Annotated in this window: 7 protein-coding genes; 1 reads left to right on the forward strand and 6 read right to left on the reverse strand. The window is 45.8% G+C overall.

Annotation, left to right across the window (positions count from 1 at the left end):
• Positions 1–86 precede the first annotated feature (86 nt).
• Genes C5749_RS05425 through C5749_RS05450 form a run of 6 tightly spaced genes read right to left on the reverse strand, consistent with a single transcriptional unit; the run spans position 87 to position 8,856 of the window.
• Positions 87–1,256 (reverse strand): cytochrome-c peroxidase, encoded by a 1,170-nt coding sequence (locus C5749_RS05425; protein ID WP_105723705.1) that lies wholly within the window; start codon positions 1,254–1,256, stop codon positions 87–89.
• Positions 1,246–2,799 (reverse strand): DUF6850 family outer membrane beta-barrel protein, encoded by a 1,554-nt coding sequence (locus C5749_RS05430; protein ID WP_105723707.1) that lies wholly within the window; start codon positions 2,797–2,799, stop codon positions 1,246–1,248. The genes C5749_RS05425 and C5749_RS05430 overlap by 11 nt, the downstream gene beginning before the upstream one ends.
• Before the next feature lie 26 nt (positions 2,800–2,825).
• Positions 2,826–4,169 carry a DUF4876 domain-containing protein gene (locus C5749_RS05435; RefSeq protein ID WP_181151283.1) on the reverse strand — a complete coding sequence of 448 codons (1,344 nt, stop codon included), beginning with the start codon at positions 4,167–4,169 and terminating at the stop codon, positions 2,826–2,828.
• 39 nt (positions 4,170–4,208) lie between these two features.
• Positions 4,209–7,238 carry a TonB-dependent receptor gene (locus C5749_RS05440; RefSeq protein WP_105723710.1) on the reverse strand — a complete coding sequence of 1,010 codons (3,030 nt, stop codon included), beginning with the start codon at positions 7,236–7,238 and terminating at the stop codon, positions 4,209–4,211.
• Positions 7,239–7,251: 13 nt separating this feature from the next.
• Positions 7,252–8,244, reverse strand: coding sequence for a FecR family protein (locus tag C5749_RS05445; RefSeq protein WP_105723712.1), 993 nt, complete (start codon positions 8,242–8,244; stop codon positions 7,252–7,254).
• A gap of 57 nt (positions 8,245–8,301) precedes the next feature.
• Complete coding sequence (locus tag C5749_RS05450) at positions 8,302–8,856, reverse strand: RNA polymerase sigma factor (protein WP_105723714.1); 555 nt, start codon at positions 8,854–8,856, stop codon at positions 8,302–8,304.
• Positions 8,857–9,079: 223 nt separating this feature from the next.
• Here C5749_RS05450 and C5749_RS05455 point away from each other — a divergent pair, with 223 nt between their 5' ends.
• Positions 9,080–11,851, forward strand: a complete 2,772-nt coding sequence (locus C5749_RS05455; protein WP_105723716.1) for a TonB-dependent receptor — start codon at positions 9,080–9,082, stop codon at positions 11,849–11,851.

Consider the following 11,851-nt stretch of genomic DNA (forward strand, 5'->3'; position numbering starts at 1 on the left):
ATCAAAAAAAATATGCATTTTACAAAATATAAATTTTCTCGATCTTGAGACCTCTTACCCCTCCTTTCGATGAACTTCGGGTGTTTTTACTCCGGCATTTCCATTCTACGTTGCACCGGACTGCTCAATGCATGCAAAAAAGCAATAACAGCATCTACCTCCTCTTTAGATAAGTGGAGTTTTCTCAACAAAGGCGACGGTATAGGACGGGTACGCTCGTCTACCACTACCCTTCGTTGTATCGGCGCAGGGTTTCCCAGATTGTATAGCTCAACAACATCGCGGAGCGTAGGAAAATTACCATGATGCATCCACGGACCAGTAAGTGCTACGTCGCGCAACGATGGCGTTCTAAACGCGCCCACATCCTCTTGCTTTCCCGAAATATGGTAACGGCCAAAATCCTCCTGTCGGGTACCATACAAGGCCTGTCCATCATTATGAAATTTATTATCCGAAAACAACGGGGTATTATGGCAATTGATACAACGCGCCTTCGTTCGAAACAGATGCATGCCTAAAAGTTCCTGATCATTGAGTGCATTCGCATTTCCAGACACAAAACGATCAAATCTGCTGGGATAACTGTTTATCCCACGAATAAACGTCGCCAGTGCCTTTTGTACACGATCTACTGTCACATCGCGATTGCCAAAAGCAGCCTGAAAATGTGGTCGATATCCAGCTATTTCCGCCACTCCGGCTATCATACTATCTACGTTAGCGTTCATTTCCACAGGGTCCTGAAGAGGCAGAAGCACTTGATCCTCCAAAGATGCCGCACGGCCATCCCACATAAACGTATCGTAATGTCCCACATTGTAGAGCGTCATGGCATTTCGCTTACCAACACGCCTATCATGGCCATGAGCTAAACTCTTACCGTCTCCAAACCCCAACTGTGGATCGTGGCAACTCGCGCAGGATATCTGACGCGAACCCGATAAGCGTGGATCGAAGAACAGCAATTTACCCAAAATTGCCTTTTCTTTGCTATAAGGGTTATCATCGGGGTACGGAGCCTTGTTCAACGGACCAATATCTTCGAAGCCCTCCCGTGCACGTTCATCCAAATGCGCTTCCGGCCAATTTTTTACATCTCCACTGCTATAACGCGCACGCAACTCCTCCAGCGTATAGTCTCCATCCCAAAAGCCCGTCAATAACGCCAAAAAGAACGGTATCGATAAGACGATTAAGCCCACCCATGTTCTCGTCGACCTTTCCTTTAATCTAGAAAAACACCTAAAAACCATACGCCATCGTGATATTTAATCGTGATCGTTCATTTGCTCGATATTGGCTATTCCCTTCTGGTACCGGTTCGAAACCATTTGCTATCCGTTGTTGATAGCGCAATCCCCAACGTAAAAATCCACGTCCGTTAAGCGGCTGCCTATAGCCCATATTTAATTCCCCACCATAGCTATTGGTTTGGTGGTAATTCACATCATGATAGAATACATAACGATGGAAAACATTCTCATTTACGAGCGGTAACTCCCACTGCAATGCAGGCGTATGGCTCGTCAGGACGGCAAGCCCCATGTACACCTGTTGTCCGCTACCCATCATTCGCGTCAAGACAAACGAAAGCCTTGCATGTATCTGGGTGTAGTCCAACAACGTCCCCGAACCACCGTCCGACTTCCTTTCCTGCACATACTCCATCGCACCTTCATAATCGTACTGCCAACGCGCCCGCTCATGACTAAAGGCACCCTCTGCTCGGTATAAATCGTTATCGTATACATAGTTGTTCAAGCCGTTGCCAGCGGCAGGCAATCTATCTTTGCCGCGCTTGTTTAAACCTTGAAGATGTACATAAAGCTGTCCAGCCGCGGTTTTGCGATGCCATTGGACACCATAATCCATGGCATTACTCGTGTAGGACGTGAGTTCATTCTTCCGAGATTCATTACGCAATACCTGCTGATAACGTTGTTGGTCGCTCTTATATCCCGCGTACGCGTAGAACCTATCCGCTCCTGCCTTATGCGAAACATAGCCTTTGAATGCCGGTCGCTTCATATTTGTCTGGTAGTGGAGTCCCTTGTCCAATAGCCAGTCTTGTACACGCCATCCATACCCAAAGACCGTATAATTTAGATAAGGCGATTCCGTTGATTGAAGCGCATATTGCTCATTTCTAAAGCCGACTTCTACCGCTTCCTGCCCGTATCCATAAGCAGCTTGTATCCCCACCTGCCATTCCCGAGCCAATTGATACCCCAGACCCAAGCTACCATCCACTTGAAAGACATCTATACTTCCACGCGGATCGTTATTACTGAAATGGTCGCCCAGTATATAGTCCACACCACCATACAGCGACCACCTTTTATCGCTAAAATACCGCTGTCCTCTCACCTGTAATTGATAGTCGCTACGTTCATAATAGTTAGCGCCGTACGAGGCAAAGTAAAAGGGAGCTTCAGGATTCCTACGCGTTTGATGTCCAAACCTCGTGCTGTCTTCCCGGGCATTTCTATAGCCAAAACTTCCCCAAAGCCGTACATCCTTAATCGTCACACTTCCCTCACTTTTGAAGGCAATTTCTCGGGATCGGTCGGCTTGTTGCGCCGCACGATAACCGCCACTTTCAGCCCCGTATGCAAGGCTGATATCGCTGTAGCGTGGCTCCATCAACTCTTCCATCCAAATCGGATTATCCACGGCAAAGTACCGCATCTTACGACCTATCGTATCCAGAAAATTCACCTCCTGCCCGTGAACCGGAAGGCAAATTCCAACAAGCAATATAAGCAAACCAAAGAATGCGCCGATATCTTGTTTCATGTTATCCCAATTACCTGATTATAGTATTAATCAGCAAAACCTTTCGGATTAGCCTTTATCGATACGAAATCTTCTGTTGAATTATTCGTATCTGCCAGTACCCTTCTGCCGTTAACCACTTCCTTCGTCTTCCGGATTACCGCATAGGAGGAGCGTGCTCCACCTTCTGCCGCAGTCCATCCCGCGTCTTGCTGTGCTGTAAAGCGTTTTGGATATACGGTCGAGGTCGAAGACGACTGCAATTCAACCGCGTCCATGATATTCGCTACCGGAATTTGTATATACGTTCCATCCGTCCGCTCCCGTCCGTCTGTATAGGGCACATCATAGCCCTTCCAGCTAGACACTGCCCCCATTCCCTCGCCGTGGAAGATCAACCAGCTAATACGGCCAGTCTGATCCATGATGAGATCGGTAGCATTGCCCGATCGTCTATGCACAATGACATTCGGTACCGTCGGATTATCCACGTCCGAAGCTAAGGGCCGCCCCCTATCGATATAGGGCGCATAATATGCTTCAAAATCTGCTTTGCTTAGATCGACCGTCAACGAAGGGTCCTGCACACTAATCGTCACCCCATCCGTACCTGTATACGGCGATTGATGATTGACTGCCGTCGAAGCCATAACGACGCTCTCTCCAGGCTGAATAGGATACTCCTCACCGCTTCCTGGTAGTTGGATAATCGTGCGGGCATATACATAATCGGCGTTTGCATTTATACCCGAAGGCATGCCATACGATTTACTCCAGTCGTACTGTCCGCTATTCGGCTGGAAAGCATACTGTGCATTGGCGTTATTTGTTCCGTAAGCTTCCGCTATGTAAAGGCCATCCGCATAGGCTACCTGGTCACTGTTATTATAGATTTCGATGAACTGATCGCGGAAACTTGCACCCTGTCGTGCATCAGAACCCGTATAGTAAATCTGTTTGATGATTAAAGCGCTTGTGGCGCCCGTCATCAGTTCAAGGTGAAATGCTTTCTCACCGGCTATGTTAATTTCGACGGTTTTCTGCTCGGTGGTAAAGGTCACATCTGTTTCTTCCGTCTTTCCCATAATGCCATTGAATTCAGCAGCCGTATACACTTTCGTTGCTTGTAGCGTATAAGTCGCTGGCGAAAGTTGCTGTACCCTCACCTTCCCCGCAACATCCGTCATTCCTTGAAAGACCACTTTTCCCGAAGCATTGTAAACGTTTACGGTAATACCCTCCACATCGAGGTTCTCCGCATACGCATCTCCAGCAAAACTCACCGACACCTCTACATCTACCGGTGCATTTTGAGGAGCTTCGTCTTTCTTACAGCTTACAAACGCCATCAGGAGCGTTATCATTAGGGTTCCTAATCGGGTTGTTCTCATGTTTATCGTTGTCATTGTTTTATAGTTGATGATTTTATGTTAAATTTTTAACCGCAATTGCGCGCCATAAGTCGGCTTGTCGTTGGGTATAATCAAGGTGTTATCTGAGCGCAAATATTGCGGACGGTAATTGAATACGTTGTAAACCTGAAAAGTAAGCGTCAAACGTTTGGTTACATCTTTCGATAGATTGAGGTGAAAGTTGCTATACACCGCCGGTTGGTTTTGATTATTGAGTTCCTGCTGCGGCACGAGCAAATGCCGGTATTGCAGGTTATTTTGATCAAAACTTTCGATCGTTATGTAACGTCCATCCGCGGTATAATAAGCAATCGGCACTCCTTCCGCCGCATCGGTATCTGTTCTATTGATCAGGTTAAATTCCGCAATAAAGTTGACGACCAAGTTCGCTTTGGGTATGTGCGTACTGGACGTTATTGCCGCATTACTACGCACCGACCTGCGCTTAAGTCCCGGATAAACACCCGTGACCGCATAATCCAAATCCGTACCGGGGTTCGTAAAGTTCCGCTGGCTATTTGTGGACGGATTATATACCGTTTGGCTAATACCTCCGCGTAGGTTAAACGAGGTCTGGATCACGTCCCATTTAGGTGTGAAAGCCATGAGTTCGATACCGCTGTTACTTGTATTATTCAGGTTAGCAAAACGGTGGCGCGGAAGCCTATATCGCTTCGTTCCATCAATAATATACAAAGGATCACCGCCCCGATTATCCCAATATTGGTCCAGTTCGATAACACTATAATCCGGCAGGGTACTAATGCCACGGAATGTTTCCTTAAAGAATAAATTCATACCCACATTATACCCCCTTTTATTGTACCGCACTGTAGCTTCCCATTGTTGCGAACCCGAAGGTTTGAGACCACTGTTTTCCGGCATAAACTTATCTACATACAGCAAGTACAAGCTATTTTGTTCATCTACCGCCCCCGTCTCCGTAACCGCGGTATGTTGGAACAATGGTACCTCGAAATAAACCGGTCCGGGATAAAGTTGTCCTAACCCCGGCGCCTTGCTCGCATATCCATAGGCCAGCCCAAGTTGCAGATCGGGTCTCAGCTCATACGATAAGTTTACCCGCGGAGAAACGGTTAGGTACTGTTCGAATTTATCCATTCGCGTTCCCAAAATTGCATGCAAAGGTCTATTAGCAAATCTCGTCTCAAATACATTTTCGACGTACAGCCCTAACTGCTGCTGAGCATGTATCGTCGAGAAGTCGTAGTATCGAGCCGATCGATTGCCAGCAGTAGCCGCCGAAGCCAATTGGTTCGGGCGAGAAGGATCCACTAATTGACCACGCCCCCTATTTTTGGAATAATTGTAATTCATCCCGAAGCTAAGTTGATGGAGGATATCCCCCGTGTAGTATTTTCCATTAAGATCCAACCGACCAGAAATGTCTATCGGTTTTCCTTCAATATGGTCTACAGCAGTATAAATACCCGGCGCGTAAGTTCCTTTGGTAATACCTACCTCTGTGGCATCGGAGTAAATGATGTAGGTACCATTCATAAAGCGTTCGCGATACGTATTTTGATAAGATTCGCTATAACGCATATTCAGTCCCACGTTTGTCAGAAAACCGCGATCGATACGGTAGTTGCTGCGATTAGCAACCGAAAAATTATAATTCCTAAACCGCGCTAAGGATGCAGTCGGGTCATCTGGATCACGACGCACATTGTCCAGATTGCGTCCGTAGTCCGCAGAAAATGTATTCGTAAAAGCTTTATTCGCGCCAGCCGACGTACTCCACATCAAATTAGTCGATAGCCGGTCGTAAGATTTCAGTTTATCGCGATTGTCCTGAAAAGAACGTGTAAAATTGCCACCGAGCGTAAACGCGCCCAATTTATTGGTTCGGAAACCTTTGCTTAGACCGTAAACCGTGGCATTATCTCGCAGCTGCATACTGAAATACATCGGCGAACTTCCAGCAATACGGTTCACAATAATCGCTCCGTCCGTTAAGTCACCATATTTAGCCGATGCAACACCCGCTACCACCTCGACACTCTCAATATTATCCGTCGCGATCTGGCGCAAATCCACCCCACCGTGCGCATAGTCCCCCGAATAGCGCATTCCCCGGTCTCTGCTTCCAGCCAAACCCGAGGTGCCCACGTCCACAAATGAATCGCCCATCCCCGTCATTCCAGCATTAAGGGTTTGCATGTTGCTATTATTGGACAGCGCAATCCCGTCCATGATGATGGCCACCCCAAACGCATTATTCATGGCAAATGGATCCCTTGCTCCCTGTGAGCTGGTCGTTAATGTATTACTACGTAACGTAGCCTGCTGTACGCGTTGAAGCGAAGGAGATTCTATCTTCTTATTTGGCACCAAATTAAGTAGATCATTCAGACTCAGCGCCCCAGACTGCTCAATCACTTCCCTATTGATATATAAGGAGCTATTGCTGCTCAACCTGTCATGCGTTACTGGACTTACCGAAACTTCTTCCAAGCCCATACTTAATTGCGGCATAACGACCGTCGAGATAGTTTGATCATGCGCTACTAGTTGTACTTCGGCAGCTTGTTCCTGTCTCCCCAGCATGGAGAAAGCCAGATTAAGCTTCGCATAACGGGCCATAGGATACGTTAAACTAAAAGTCCCCTGTTCATCCGTCATGTGTTGCTGGTTGAATTGCCTAATAAAAACGCTTACCGCCGCAAGCGGTTTCCCCCCTTCATCCACAACCTTCCCACTGAGTTTGCCATACCGAAGTGGGCGGACCAAGATATTCTTTCCAGAAATCGCTATATCTAGCATCGCTTTTTTTCCCAATGTCTCTAGGACACTCGGCAGGCTACCCGCTGTACGGATACTCATCCGACGTTGCGATCGAATAATCTTAGCGTCATAAGTAAAAACGTAGCCTGTCTGCCGCTCAAGCTCTTTAAAAATATCCTCCAATATCCGCTGTTCTGCATCTAGCCGAACGTTGTTCTGCTGCGGATACCCAACCAAAGATATCCCGAGGCCGAAAAGTAATAGTAGAAACCGACCACCTAAAGTATATAGTGCATGCATACCTAACTAGCGATTATTTCTGTGTCACGAAAACAGTGTCGGCCTTAACCGCGAAGTGATATCCCGTCGTGTGTGTTAAGTCATCCAATACGTTATTCAAAGACTCATTCTGGAATTTGCCAGAAAACTCCATATCGATCTCAGATGATGCGACAAAAGTGACCCCATAAAATCGAGATACCTTGCGCCTTACTTCTTCAAAGGACGCATGCTCAAAAAGCAGATCACCCACGTGGGCAGGGGAAGTAGGATCAAAATCAAAAAGAGATATAGATCCATCAAACTTATTGAATACCAAAGTCGTACCTGATTCTATCTCCTTATATACTTGACCTGTAGAAAACGCCACCTTTCCAGTAAAGAGTGCCAGTTTCATAGACCCATCACCTTCAAAAGCTTCTAGGGAAAATGAAGTTCCCAACACCCGTATCTGTGCATCTGACGTCGCGATTACGAAAGGCTTTTCGGGTTGCCTCTGTACGTCAAAAAATCCAGAACCGTCCAGTCGTACCATCCGTAGCGTGTCCGAAAAAGTTTTCGGATAAGAAAGTTTAGAGGATGGCGACAGCGTTACTTTGGTCCCATCCTCCAACCTCAATTCCATTGTCTTCTTTGGAGGGACCTCTTGGTTAACCCATATAGGCACATTCTTTTTTAACGGCGCGCTAAACCGAGCTGGTAGTATAAACTGCGCAATCCCGATTAGGATCAGTATCGCAGCAGCTACTGCCGCCAGCGGCTTCCAGTAAACTATTCTTCTTTTACTACTCGATTCTCCAGCTTCAATATAAGCTATTATGCGCGCTCGTTCCCCCTCCAACTCCAAGAGTGAAGGCACATCCTTTAATAGAAAAACCATCTTTTTGGCTTCCTCGAGCAAGGTATCGTATTGGGGATGATCATCGATCCAAGAAGTCCAATAAGCTATGTCTTCTATGTCCGTTCCTAGGCAATAGTTCACAAAACTAGTATCTGCAATAAGTTGCTCAATCGTCAATTCTTCCATCTATATGCTGGGGTACTTCATAGAGTAGTGTAGGAAACAGTAGATTTTTACCGGTTTTTATTTAGAAAAAATAAAAATAAGGAAGGAAAAGACAGCCATGTCACCTTTAAGACGTTTCAGGCTTTCATATATTACATTATAAACCGTGCGGATAGACACGTCATCGAGCTGGGCAATCTCTTCATAAGATTTATTCTCAAAGAAACGCCATTCAATATATTTCCGTTGTTTTTTGCTTAGTTTCGCCAACGCTTTTTCCAGCTTGGTGTGCAGCTCCAAAATCTCCTCGATTTGTATGCGTTCTTCTTCAACGGAGCGCTCGAGAGGCTGTTCCGATAATTGGTCAAGCGGAAAATGTTCCGTACTATACTGTCGGAAAATGATGCGTTTTAGCCAAGTAAAAAGATAAAAGCGGGCGTCATGCCTCGGTACCGGTAAACGTTCCCGTTGTTCCCAGAGTTCACAAAACAGTATATGCAAACACTCTTTCACTAGCTCCCTATCATGTTTGATTTTGAGCCCGTAGTGAAAGAGCGGTTTATAGTACATGTCATAAAGCTCCATAAAGCTTTCTTGACTACCTTCTTTTACTTTCGACCAAACCTCTAGCATATCGAGGCAAAGGTAAATATTATTTGTACTTATTCTAAATAATATAACGTTTTTGAAAGCTTCGATTGATCTGTATTATGTATCTCTGAGTTCCTCCACGCCACGTTGAAGATTATTTCAAGTTCCATGAATTTTGATATTTCTATTTAAACAAAATTTTTTTTTCTGTTCCCGATAGGAAATCTTTTCTATATTTGTCATCTATTTAGATTTAATCTAATTAATGACTAAGATATATACAATATTAATCACCTGTTTATTAACACATTACGGATACAGTCAATCCCGTTTAACCGGCAGGCTAATCGATGAAGCACAAAAGCCCGTCGTATATGCGACTGTTTTATATATCAACGCCAACGAGACAACGCTCAGTTCAAAAGACGGTGCGTTCACCTTTACTCTCCTGCCACATCAAGACTCCGTGCGGTTACGCATTAACTTTATTGGCAAGCAGACAAAGTACATTTCCTACCCCGCATCAAACATCCCAACATCACCCGTTATACAACTTAACGATCAATCGCTTACCTTGGAAGAGGTTAGTGTACTGCCCACCTATTCACAAGACGGACGCTCCAATTCCTCCATCACGATTGACCGGCAGGCCATTGACCAGCTACAAGCTTTCAGTTTGGTCGATGTGATGAACTCCCTTCCCGGGAAAAAAATGCAACCATTGGACATGAACACACTTTCCATGTTTAATTTCCGTGGTGGATTCAGCATGAAAAACGGTGCCCCAGCAACAGATGGCACTAACGTACAGCAGTTGAACAACTCGTTGGGCATTGCTATCATTATCGATGACATGCGCGTCTCCAACGATGCCAACATGCAAGCACAAGGATTTGCTCGTGGAGGGTTTAATAGTTCCAAAATATCCGGAGGTTCCTTTCGCGATAGCTACTTCGGGAACCGGGGTCGGAACACATATGACACGCCTTTCCAAGGAATAGACCTTCGCGATATTCCTACCACAAACATTGAGCGAATCGAAGTGATACAGGGTATTGCGCCAGCGCGTTATGGCGAGGTGACCGACGGCGCCGTCATTATCGATAGACAAGCTGGTAAAAGTCCGTACGTCGTAAGTTTCAACATCAACGGTGGTTCGACCGGTAGTTCGGTGAGCAAAGGATTTCAATTGCCGGGCAATTGGGGGGCCATTAATTTCAGCACCAACTGGACGCATAGCAATGCCGATCCAAAAGACAAAGTCAAATCCTTCAACCGCTATGGCCAGAGTATCATCTGGACACGCAGTTTTGACCGCTTCAAAAACACTTTATCTCTAGACTATTCCGGCCGGAACGACCGGAAGCGACAGGATCCCGATGATGAAACCTTACGGACATCGCAGTTTAGCAACAATCGATTTGGTCTCAGCAATAGATTGCGCTATGAGTTAGAGAGCAAGTGGGTCAAATCCATACAGTTGAACGCCAATATATCTGGCGGAAAACAGGAGTCTTATTCGTCTTACGCCATGAATAAAGGCCCAATATACCCTGTCGCCAATTTGGACACTATCGGCGTTTATGAAGGTGTTTTCGTTGACGGACGTTACGTTGCCGAAGAAATTATCATCGGCAAACCTTTAAATGGTTCGCTAGCTTTATCGGCTAATTCAAGTCTTCCGTGGGGAACGGTTACCCATAATGTACAGTACGGTGTCAACTATACTATTTCCAATAATGGCGGGCAAGGCATCCTATCCGATCCTGAACGTCCACGCTTTTCGGGCACTAATAATCAGAACCTACGCCCCTATTCGTATGAGAGCCTGCCCACAGCGCAGAACATCGGTCTCTATGTTGAAGATAACTTTCAAGTAAAGCTCGGCGAACGCACACTATCCAATAACATTGGCGTGCGCTACGATATTCAAAATGGTTATGGAACCCTGCAGCCTAGAATTAATTCTCGTTTGCGGTGGAATGAACAGTGGGGATTTACCGCCGGGTTCGGCCTCGGAAGTAAAGCACCTACACTAGCACACCTATACCCCGGCCCCGTTTACATCGACTACGATCTCGCGCTCGCTACCACTGGCACCTTAGATTCATCGTTCTACCTCCTGTTTACTGATCGGTTCACGCCTGACAACAGCAAGCTTAAACCTTCCAAATCATTGCAATTAGAGCTTGGTGTGGAACATCGAAACAGCTTCTTTACCAGCTCTATATACACCTACTATAAACGCAACTGGGATGGCTTTGCCCAACAAAGGCAATTGCGTCGATATGTACTTCCGGAGTATAATTTTTGGTTCGATCAGGAAACCGGCAAGTACGCATATGCAGCAAGTGGCGACGAGATCATCATGGGTGGTTTACTGGATTTCAACATGATCAACGGCGCCAGTTCGGAAACCTGGGGATTTGATTGGTTTATCAGTACACCTCGGTTACCTTATATCAACACGAGCATCTCACTCAATACCTCTTTGACATACAATGTATTCAAAGATGTCGTAAACGAGCCCGTGGAACCTGCACAACGCATTGAATTTGAAGATAAGAGCCACATCAAGACTGTCTTTTATACGCCAAGAGATCACAACAATACTATGTTGATGTCTAAACTGAATACCGTAACCCATCTATCCCGTATTGGCTTTGTATTGAATTTTTCAGCTGATATCAACTGGATGGCTACCCAAAACATAACCAACAGTTTGTACCCCATCGCATATCTCGACAGTAAGATTAACTACATGGAGCTATCCGAACTGGACGCACTTCAGTCACCCTTCAACCAGTTGATACGTACCTCGAGTGATCAAAGCCGCACAAAGCAACCGATGGCCTATGTCACGATGAATCTAGGCGTGGAAAAAGAAATCCGAAAAAACTTCCGGATCAATCTCCGGGGATATAACATATTCGACATCCGTCCGTATAAGGTTGTACAGTACGACAATGGAACAGAGCTTGTCTTCAACCCCAATAGCAAACCCAGTTTAACCATAGGAACAACAATCAAATTTTAA

This window comes from Sphingobacterium gobiense (genome assembly GCF_002980575.1).
GTDB lineage: Bacteria > Bacteroidota > Bacteroidia > Sphingobacteriales > Sphingobacteriaceae > Sphingobacterium > Sphingobacterium gobiense.